The 1,455-nt window shown below is 73.7% G+C and carries 2 protein-coding genes; both read left to right on the top strand.

What is annotated here, in order from left to right; translation table 11 throughout:
• The coding region (locus tag AOK18_RS26765; RefSeq protein ID WP_240503325.1) for a small ribosomal subunit Rsm22 family protein at nucleotides 1–625 on the top strand (625 nt) is incomplete at its 5' end.
• 383 nt (nucleotides 626–1,008) lie between these two features.
• Nucleotides 1,009–1,449: a transposase gene (locus AOK18_RS34800; protein ID WP_420865646.1), complete on the top strand. Its 441-nt coding sequence runs from the start codon at nucleotides 1,009–1,011 to the stop codon at nucleotides 1,447–1,449.
• The last annotated feature ends 6 nt before the right edge of the window (nucleotides 1,450–1,455 follow it).

Genomic DNA, 1,455 nt, shown 5'->3' with positions numbered 1-1,455 from the left:
GGAACTCGCCGCCGCCCACCCCGCCCTCGCGGACACTCGCTGGCAGCGCTCCCGGATCGGCACCGCCCTCACCCTCGACGACGCCGACCTCGTCACCGTCTCCTACGTCCTCAACGAACTGACCGAGGGCGACCGTGCCGCCCTCGTCGACGCCGTCGCCGGGGCCGCGCGGGCCGTCGTGATCGTCGAACCCGGCACCCCCGACGGCTACGCCCGCGTCATCGAGGCCCGCGACCGGCTGATCTCCGCCGGCTTCCGGGTCGCCGCCCCCTGCCCGCACAGCGCCGCCTGCCCCATCGTCCCCGGCACGGACTGGTGCCACTTCTCGGCCCGGGTCAGCCGCTCCTCGCTGCACCGCCAGGTCAAGGGAGGGTCCCTCGCCTACGAGGACGAGAAGTTCAGCTACGTCGCCGCCACCCGCCTCCCGGTGAGCCCCGCGCCCGCCCGCGTCGTCCGCAGGCCGCAGATCCGCAAGGGGCAGGTCCTCCTCGACCTGTGCGAGACGGACCCGGCCCTGCGCCGCACCACCGTCACCAAGCGCCACGGCGACCTGTACCGGGCGGCCCGGGACACCGACTGGGGCGACCCGTGGCCGCCGCCCCCGGCCGACGACGGCGAGGAGTAGGCACCGGGATCCGCCCTCTCGGCCCACGCGCCCTCGGAGCCCCACCCCAGGCCGACTCCACCGCCGAGAACAGTCTCTCGCCCATGGGGTGGAAAACGGTGCACAGGACGACGACATGGCCCGTGGGACCGGGTCCATGACCTGTTCCGGCGCTGGCGGCGGGACGGAACCTGGGCCGGGATCCTCACCCGGCTCCAGGCCGAGGCGGACACGAAGGGCCTGATCACCTGGGACGTGAACGTCGGCTCCACCGTCTGCCGGGCCCATCAGCACGCCGCCGGGGCGGTGAAAAGGGGGACCTTCAAAAGGAGCCGCCCGGCGGGATCTTCGTCGAGCCGGCCGAGCACGGCCTCGGACGCTCCCGCGGCGGCCTGACCAGCAAGATGCACCTCGCCGTTGAGCAGGGCCAGAAACCCTTGTCGGTGGTGATCACGGCCGGGCAGCGGGGCGACTCGCCGCAGTTCGAGCCCGTCCTGGAAGTCATCCGGTTTCCGAGGCTGGGGCCCGGCAGGCCGCGCAAGCGCCCAGACCGGGTGCGGGCCGACAAGGCGTACGACTCCCGCGGCAACCGCTCCTGCCTGCGCAGACGTGGGATCAAGGCCGCCATCCCCATCCCGGCGGACCGGGTCGGCAACCGGCAGAAGCGCGGCTCGCGCGGCGGGCGGCCGCCGACGTTCGACAAGGACGGCTGCAAGCAGCGGCATGCGGTCGAGTGCGGGAGCAACCGCCTCAAGCGCCACCGGGCCGTCGCCGCCAGGTACGACGAACTCGCCGCCCGCTGCGGAGCAGCCGTGCTGGTCGCGGTCCTCGACGAGTGGCTGTGACCAGCA

The sequence above is a fragment of the Streptomyces prasinopilosus genome, assembly GCF_001419695.1.
Classification (GTDB): domain Bacteria; phylum Actinomycetota; class Actinomycetes; order Streptomycetales; family Streptomycetaceae; genus Streptomyces; species Streptomyces prasinopilosus.
The sequence above is the reverse complement of the archived record's forward strand: the minus strand, read 5'-3'. Positions and strand labels throughout refer to the sequence as shown.

What these genes read in the sequence shown, in the direction of transcription:
- AOK18_RS34800 (WP_420865646.1), top strand. Translation starts at nt 1,009, where the DNA reads ATGCACCTCGCCGTTGAGCAGGGCCAGAAACCCTTGTCGGTGGTGATC.